We start from the raw sequence: 952 nt of genomic DNA on the forward strand, positions 1-952 counted from the left end.
GCGGTGAACATGCTGATCTACGACCTGTTCCCCCAGCGTAGTCTGGTGCGGTTCCTGCGGGCCAAGGGGTTTGAGGTGTACCTGATCGACTGGGGCGTACCCACGCGCCAGCACAGTCACTACAACCTGCACACCTACGTGGCGGAGTTACTGCCGGCATACCTGAACCGGGTGCGGGAACACAGCGGTGAGCAGGAGCTGTCGTTGCACGGCTGGAGCCTGGGCGGCATGTTCACGCTGTTCTATTCTGCCCTCAGCCGCGACCAGCACATCCGCAACGCCATCGTGCTGGGTTCGCCCATCGACAGCCACGCGTCCGGCCTGATGGGTTTGATGTACCAGCGGGTGTCCGACGTCGCCGATTTCGTCCGTAAGCGCACCGGCTTCCGCCTGCATGACGTGAAACCTCATTGGTTCCACTCTCCGGGCTGGGCCAACACCATCGGCTTCAAACTCACCAACCCCATCGGCAGCGTGATGGGCTACTGGGAACTCATCGTCCGCCTGGGCGACCGCGACTTCGTCGCCAGCCACGCCACCACCTCCGCCTTCCTCGACCGAATGGTCGCCTACCCCGGCGGCATCGTGCAGGATGCCGTGGTACGCCTGTGGATCGACAACGAACTCTCCAAAGGCCAGATCCAGATCGGCGAAGACGTCGCCCGGCTGGAGAATGTAAACGCCAACTTACTTGCCATCGCCGGCGACACAGACACCCTGGCAACACCCGGCGCGGTGAAACGCATCGAAGACCATGTCAGCTCGAAGGACGTCACTTTCCGGGTTACCCCCGGGGGTCACATGGGCATTCTGGCCGGCAGCAAGGCGCCGAAGGAAAGTTGGCTGGAGATGGCGGAGTGGTTGGCTGAAAGATCGGACTGAATCACACAGAACGCGCGACTGGGAGACCGCCGGCACATAAGTCGGAAGCGCGTCTCGTAGCGTCCCTTCC

The 952-nt window shown here is 62.5% G+C and carries 1 protein-coding gene; it reads left to right on the forward strand.

Features of this window, described 5'->3' with window-relative positions:
• The coding region (locus B3M52_RS08760) for an alpha/beta fold hydrolase (RefSeq protein ID WP_286749415.1) at positions 1 to 882 on the forward strand (882 nt) is incomplete at its 5' end.
• Positions 883 to 952 lie beyond the last annotated feature (70 nt).

The sequence above is a fragment of the Marinobacter sp. UBA2688 genome, assembly GCF_002352785.1.
Taxonomy (GTDB): Bacteria; Pseudomonadota; Gammaproteobacteria; order Pseudomonadales; family Oleiphilaceae; genus Marinobacter; species Marinobacter salarius.